General features: G+C 67.2%; 6 protein-coding genes and 1 pseudogene. All 7 read left to right on the forward strand.

Going from position 1 to position 6,338, the window contains the following annotated elements; translation table 11 throughout:
* Window positions 1-421: pseudogene (locus EOD07_RS17925) on the forward strand (ABC transporter substrate-binding protein); the annotation flags it as partial.
* Window positions 422-440: 19 nt separating this feature from the next.
* Window positions 441-1,181: an ABC transporter ATP-binding protein gene (locus tag EOD07_RS17930; protein ID WP_281059066.1), complete on the forward strand. Its 741-nt coding sequence runs from the start codon at window positions 441-443 to the stop codon at window positions 1,179-1,181.
* Window positions 1,178-1,906: an ABC transporter ATP-binding protein gene (locus EOD07_RS17935; RefSeq protein WP_127236421.1), complete on the forward strand. Its 729-nt coding sequence runs from the start codon at window positions 1,178-1,180 to the stop codon at window positions 1,904-1,906. Before EOD07_RS17930 ends, EOD07_RS17935 begins: the two co-directional genes overlap by 4 nt.
* A complete protein-coding gene (locus tag EOD07_RS17940; RefSeq protein ID WP_127236422.1) occupies window positions 1,903-2,799 on the forward strand; it encodes a branched-chain amino acid ABC transporter permease in 897 nt (298 codons plus the stop codon). Before EOD07_RS17935 ends, EOD07_RS17940 begins: the two co-directional genes overlap by 4 nt.
* Entirely contained in the window at window positions 2,796-3,857 is a 1,062-nt protein-coding gene (locus EOD07_RS17945) for a branched-chain amino acid ABC transporter permease (RefSeq protein ID WP_127236423.1), read from the forward strand. Before EOD07_RS17940 ends, EOD07_RS17945 begins: the two co-directional genes overlap by 4 nt.
* A gap of 2 nt (window positions 3,858-3,859) precedes the next feature.
* Entirely contained in the window at window positions 3,860-4,645 is a 786-nt protein-coding gene (locus EOD07_RS17950) for a coniferyl-alcohol dehydrogenase (RefSeq protein ID WP_127236425.1), read from the forward strand.
* A gap of 43 nt (window positions 4,646-4,688) precedes the next feature.
* On the forward strand, window positions 4,689-6,134 hold the full coding sequence (locus EOD07_RS17955) for an aldehyde dehydrogenase (RefSeq protein WP_127236424.1): 1,446 nt from the start codon (window positions 4,689-4,691) through the stop codon (window positions 6,132-6,134).
* Window positions 6,135-6,338 lie beyond the last annotated feature (204 nt).

Genomic DNA, 6,338 nt, shown 5'->3' on the forward strand with positions numbered 1-6,338 from the left:
GAAGATTTCCAGCGCCGCCTATTGGCACAAGGCCTTCCCGTACAAATCGCCGCTGACCGGCGTTTCGGGAACGGAGCTTGCCGACGGTTACGAGGCGGCGAGCGGCAAGCAGTGGACGCAGCAGCTCGGCGCCTCGATGTCGCTGCTCGACGCCGGCTTCGAAGCCCTGAAGGCGAGCACCGACGCCAAGGACAAGGCGGCGGTCGCCAAGGCGCTGAGCACGCTGAAGACCGAGACCATGATCGGCAAGGTCGATTTCACCAGCGGCCCGGTCGCCAACGTGTCCCCCGGCCCGATCATCGGCACGCAATGGGTCGCCGCCAAGGAAGGCTCGAAATTCCCGCTCGACTATGTCGTGACCGAGAACGCCACCGACCCGAACGTGCCGGTCGGGGCCAAGCTCCAGCCGTATAACGGCTGATTAAGTCGAGGACCGCATCGTGAACGCCACGCCCAACGGTGCGATCCTCAGCGCCGCCGGCATCCACAAGCGCTTCGGCGCGCTTGTGGTGCTCGACGACATCGACTTCGCCATGGGCGCCGAAGAAGCGGTCGGCATCGTCGGCCCCAACGGCGCCGGCAAGACGACGCTGCTCAGCGTGCTCTCCGGCGCCTATCCGCCAAGCGCCGGAACGATTGCCTTCAAGGGCGATGACGTGACGGCGCTGCCGGCAACGCAGCGCTGCCGGCTGGGCCTGGTGCGCACCCATCAGGTGCCGAAACCCTTCAGCGGCATGACCGCCTTCGAGAATGTCTTCGTCGCCGCCTCCCACGGCGCCGGACTCGGCCGCGACGAGGCTTACGAGGAAGCGCTCGGCTCGCTGAAGCTCTGCGGCATGCTCAGTGTCGCCAACCGCCGTGCCGAGACGCTCGGCCTGCTCGACCGCAAGCGGCTGGAGCTGGCCCGCGCGCTCGCCGCGAAACCGACCCTGCTTCTGCTCGACGAGATCGGCGGCGGCCTTACCGACGGCGAGGCCGGCGAGCTGGTCGAGACGATCCGCGAATTGCGCCGCCGCAGGATCGGCATCGTCTGGATCGAGCACATCGTGCATATCCTTTTGCAGGTGGCCGAGCGGCTGATCTGCATGGACGCCGGCAAGATCATCGCAGACGGCGAGCCGCAAGCGGTGATGGCCGACCCGCAGGTGATCAGCGCCTATCTCGGCGGAGGCCCGAAATGAGCCTGCTGTCGGTCGAGGATCTGGTTGTCCGGCATGGCCTGCTGCAGGCGGTGCGCGGCGTCAGCTTCAGCGTCGAGCGCGGCGAGACGCTGGCGCTGGTCGGCGCCAACGGCGCCGGCAAGACGACATTGTTGAGGGCGATCGCCGGCGCGCACCAGGCAGCCTCGGGCCGCGTCGTCTTCGACGGCGCCGACCTTTCCGGCGTGCCTTCGCATGAACGCGTCCGCAAGGGCATCGCCTTGGTGCCCGAAGGCCGGCGCCTCTTCGTGCAGATGACGGTCGAGGAAAACCTTCTGCTCGGCCGCAGCGCCGGCCGCGCCGGCGACTGGAGCGTCGAGCGCGTGCTCGAAACCTTCCCCAACCTCAAGCCCCGCCGCCATGCCAAGGCCGGACATCTCTCCGGCGGCGAGCAGCAGGCGACCGCGATTGGCCGCGCGCTGATGAGCAATCCCGACCTGCTCCTGCTCGACGAAGTCTCGCTCGGCCTCTCGCCGTTGATCGTCGACCGCGTCTATGCCTCGCTGCAGGGGCTGATCAGCTCCGGCACGACGATCATCCTGGTCGAGCAGGATCTCAACCGCGCGCTCTCCGTCTCCAACAGGGTCATCTGCATGCTGGAGGGCCGGATCGCGCTAGCCGGCGACAGCAAGACCGTTTCGCGCGACGAGGTGACCAAAGCCTATTTCGGCCTGCACCGGAAAGGCGCCGGAGGCGTGCAGGCATGATGAACCAGATCGTCCAGGGCATCCTACTCGGCGGCTACTACGCGCTGATCGCCTGCGGCCTCTCCTTCATGTTCTCGGTGATGCGCATCATCAACCTCGCGCATGGCAGTCTCGCCGTGCTGTCGGCCTTCGCGCTGTGGCTGCTCGCCTCACGCTTCCACATCCCGCCTTTCCTCGGCTTGCTCATCGTGCTGCCGTTGATGGCGGTGATCGGCTGGGCCTTGCAGCGCTTCCTGCTCGAGCGCAGCGCGCGCGGCGGCGCGCTGCTGCCGATCCTCACCACCTTCGGCCTTGCGATCGTCATCGACAATGTCCTGTTCGAACAGTTCGGCGCCGACACGCGCTCGCTGGCGCCCTTCATCGGCAGCCTGTCCTACGATTCCTGGGAATGGCCGGGCAGCATCTATGTCGGCAAGCTCGCGGTGATCATCTTCATCGCCGCCGTCGTCCTGCTCGGCGGACTGCAACTGTTCCTCACCCGCACCGGTTTAGGCCGCTCGATCCGTGCGACCTCGGAAGATCCTGATACCGCTGGCCTCGTCGGCGTCGACGCACGACGCGCCAACGCCGTCGCCGCGGCGATAGCCATGGTCACGGTCGGTCTCGCCGGCGCGTTCCTGGGCATGCGCGCCACCTTCGATCCTTACGCCGGCGCGACGCAGCTTCTGTTCGCCTTCGAAGCGGCCGTCATCGGCGGCGCCGGCTCGCTCTGGGGCACGCTGCTCGGCGGCATCGTGCTGGCCCTCGCCCAGACGCTCGGCGCCAAGATACACCCGCAAGGTTTCCTCATCGGTGGCCACGTCGCTTTCCTGATCGTGCTGTTCATCCGGCTCTACACCTCCGGCCTCGGCCTGCGCGGCTTGCTGCGCCTCTCCACCGGGAAGGCGTCATGAACGCCGCCTCCCCTGCCATCGAACGCGGCACCGCCGCCTCGCGCATCGCCGGCATCGGTGTCGTCGCCATCGTCCTGCTGCTCGCCCTCGCGCCGCAGTTCCTGTCGGCCGGCGCGGTCGACCGCATGACCGCGCTGTTCGTCTATGTGATCCTCGCCGCGATGTGGAACGCGCTGGCCGGCTTCGGCGGTCTGGTCTCGGTCGGCCAGCAGGTGTTCTTCGGCCTCGGCGCCTATTTCGCCATCCGGCTTGCCAATGCCGGCCTCGACCCGTTCGTCGCGCTCTTCGTCTCGGCGGTCATCGTCGGCGCGGTCTCATGGCCGATCTCGCTGTTCATGCTGCGCCTGAAGAACGGCGAATTCGCCATCGGCATGTGGGTGATCGCTGCGCTCACCCATCTCCTCGTCAATCTCGACCGGCTGATCCAGGGCGAGACCGGCACGTCGCTGATCTCGCTCAACGTCTACGATGCATCGGCACGCAGGCTGACCATCTACTGGCTTGCGCTGGCATCGATGACGGCGCTGCTGGCGACCCTCTTCGGCCTGCTGCGCGGCAGCACGGGCGCCGCCATCCGCGCCATCCGCGACAATGAGGATGCGGCAGCCTCCGTCGGCGTGCGCGTCATCGGCACCAAGCGGCTGCTTTTCGTGCTTGCCGCCTTCGGCATCGGCGTCGCCGGCGCGCTGTGGCTGGCGACCGCGATCACCTTCCAGCCGAAAACCTATTTCAGCGTGCAGTGGACGGCCTACATGATCTTCATGGTGCTGGTCGGCGGCATCGGCACCTTCGAGGGCGCCATCCTCGGCGCGCTGCTGTTCTTTATCATCGAGACGTGGTTCGGCGGCACCGGCGTCTGGTACCTGATCGGTCTCGGCGCCACGGCGCTGGTCTTCTCGCTGCTGTTGCCGCGCGGCCTGTGGGGCACGCTCGAGGAACGCTTCGGCTGGCGCCTGCTGTCTGTCGGCTACCGCGTCAGGCTTCCCACCAGCGTGGCGGATCCGACCGGCGAGACCATTTCACCAGCACCCACTGCGGCACACAGGGAGAAGGCATGAGCATGCTGTTCGGCAAGACGATCCTCATCACCGGCGTCGCCTCGGGCATCGGCGCGCGCACGGCGGAACTGGCGGGCCAGCTCGGCGCCGATGTGATCGGCGTCGATCTGCGAGAGCCGGCCGGGCGTCAAGGCGTCTTCGTCCAGGCCGACATCTCGTCAAAGGCCGGCGTCGACGACCTCGTCGCGCGGCTGCCGCAGCGCATTGACGCGCTCTGCAACGTCGCCGGCCTCTCCGGCAACACAGGTGCGGCGCCGACGCTTGCCGTCAACTTCTACGGCCTGCGCGCACTCTCCGAAGCGATGGCGCCGAGGCTTCGAGAAGGCGGCGCCATCGTCAACGTCGCCTCGATCGCCGGATATGGCTGGCGCGCCAATCTGAACCGCGCCGCCTCGATGATCAGCGTCGAGGGGTTTCCCGATGTGGCCAAGGTGATCGCCGACCACGCGGTGAAGAACGAGGAAGGCTATCCCGTCTCGAAGGAGCTCTTGCTCCTGTGGACCTTCCGCGCCGCGCACCAGGACCTGTTCAAGAGCCGTGGCATCCGCGTCAACGCAGTCAGTCCCGGCCCGGTCGAGACGCCGATCCTGAGACAATTCCGCGCGGTCCTCGGCGATTCCAAGGTCGACAGCGATATTGCCCGCGTCGGCCGCGCCGGCACGTCGGGCGACATTGCGCCGGCCGTGCTGTTCCTGTGCTCGGACGGGGCGCGTTGGATCAATGGCGCCAATCTGCCCGTCGACGGCGGCCTCGAAGCGTCGATCAACGCGGAAGTGCTTGGCTTCTAACATCCACTTTGTAACGCTTCATTGGGAGCGAGGGGAGAAACCCATGGACATTGGACTTCTGATCGACGGCGACGAGCGGGCGGCAACGGGCAAAACCTCGTATGAGCGCCTGGATCCCTTCACCGGCAAGCTCGCGACGCGCGCCGCTGCCGCAAGCATCGCCGACGCCAACGCGGCCGCCGATGCCGCGGCCGCTGCCTTCGACGCCTGGTCGAAGACCGGACCCGGTGAACGCCGCGCGCTACTCTTGAAGGCAGCCGACGTCATGGCCTCGAAGGTCGGCGAATTCACGAAACTGATGTTGGAAGAGACGGGCGCCACCGGACCCTGGGCCGGCTTCAACGTCATGCTCGCCTCGAACATGCTGCGCGAGGCGGCCGCGATGACCACGCAGATTGCCGGCGAGGTCATTCCGTCCGACAAGCCCGGCACGCTCGCCATGGCGATCCGTCAGCCGGCAGGCGTCTGCCTCGGCATCGCGCCGTGGAATGCGCCGGTCATCCTCGGCACGCGTGCGCTTGCGATGCCGCTCGCCTGCGGCAACACGGTGGTGCTGAAGGCCTCCGAGATGTGCCCGGGCACGCATCGCCTGATCGGTCAGGTGCTGGTCGAGGCCGGCCTGCCCAAGGGCGTCGTCAATGTCGTCACCAACGACCCGAAGGACGCCGCGGCAATCGTCGAGGCGCTGATCGCGCATCCGGCGGTGAAGCGCGTCAACTTCACCGGCTCGACCAAGGTCGGCCGCATCATCGCTGAGCTCTCCGGTCGCCACCTCAAGCCGGCCCTGCTCGAGCTCGGCGGCAAGGCGCCGCTGGTGGTGCTGGACGATGCCGACATCGACGCGGCGGTGAATGCCGCAACCTTCGGCGCCTTCATGCATCAGGGCCAGATCTGCATGTCGACCGAACGCCTGATCGTCGACGAGACAATCGCCGACGAGTTCGTCGCCAAGCTCGCCGCGCGCGCCGCGCAATTGCCGGCCGGCGACCCGCGCGGCCATGTCGTTCTCGGCTCGCTGATAAGCAGCCAGGCGGCGGACAAGATGGAAGAGCTGATCGCCGATGCGACCGCCAAGGGTGCCAAGCTTGCCGCCGGCGGCAAGCGGACCGGCACGGTCGTGGAAGCCACGCTCCTCGATCACGTGACGCCCGCCATGCGCGTCTATTCGGAAGAGTCCTTCGGCCCGGTGAAGCCGGTCATTCGCGTCAAGGGCGAAGACGAGGCCGTGCGCGTCGCCAACGACACCGAATACGGCCTGTCCTCCGCCGTCTTCAGCCGCGACATCCGCCGCGCCATGGCGGTGGCCGCGCGCATCCAGGCCGGCATCTGCCATATCAACGGCCCGACCGTCCACGACGAGGCGCAGATGCCGTTCGGCGGCGTGAAAGGCTCCGGCTACGGCCGCTTCGGCGGGAAGGCCTCGATCGCCGAATTCACCGACCTGCGCTGGGTGACGATCGAGGATCCGGACCAGCATTACCCGTTTTGATTGGCCGCTTCTTCCTTCTCCCCTTGTGGGAGAAGGTGGATCGGCGCGCAGCGCCGAGACGGATGAGGGGTGTTCCAGGGAACGCCAGCATTCGTGAAATAAGCATGGCGACACAATCGCCAACGTCTCACTCCGCTGGAACACCCCTCATCCGACCTCGCTTCGCGAGGCCACCTTCCCCCACAAGGGGGGAAGGAAGATGCC

This window comes from Mesorhizobium sp. M2C.T.Ca.TU.002.02.1.1 (assembly GCF_003997225.1).

Coding starts and splice junctions, on each gene's coding strand:
- EOD07_RS17950 (WP_127236425.1), top strand. CDS start 3,860: ATGCTGTTCGGCAAGACGATCCTCATCACCGGCGTCGCCTCGGGCATC.
- EOD07_RS17945 (WP_127236423.1), top strand. CDS start 2,796: ATGAACGCCGCCTCCCCTGCCATCGAACGCGGCACCGCCGCCTCGCGC.
- EOD07_RS17940 (WP_127236422.1), top strand. CDS start 1,903: ATGATGAACCAGATCGTCCAGGGCATCCTACTCGGCGGCTACTACGCG.
- EOD07_RS17955 (WP_127236424.1), top strand. CDS start 4,689: ATGGACATTGGACTTCTGATCGACGGCGACGAGCGGGCGGCAACGGGC.
- EOD07_RS17935 (WP_127236421.1), top strand. CDS start 1,178: ATGAGCCTGCTGTCGGTCGAGGATCTGGTTGTCCGGCATGGCCTGCTG.